General features: G+C 43.0%; 1 pseudogene. It reads left to right on the top strand.

The window, feature by feature from the left end:
- A pseudogene (locus FCL48_RS25335) lies at nucleotides 1-214 on the top strand (transposase); the annotation flags it as partial.

Raw genomic sequence — 214 nt, forward strand, 5'->3', positions numbered from 1 at the left:
CGGATGTTTTTTTTTTTTTTTTTTTCTACTGGTATCATTACAGTCAGGCATACGAACTCTATGCGTATTCTCTGCCGATAACCTGGAACTATGTGCAAGATCGTCCGTACAAAGGTGATACAATCACGGCGGACCGGCGGATGTATCTTCATTTCTATTATTCACCGGATCGAGCCCTGGAGGATGAGAAAGCTTTCAATAATCGGATGGCTGT

Source organism: Desulforhopalus sp. IMCC35007 (assembly GCF_005116575.1).
In the GTDB taxonomy this organism is placed as follows: Bacteria; Desulfobacterota; Desulfobulbia; order Desulfobulbales; family Desulfocapsaceae; genus Desulforhopalus_A.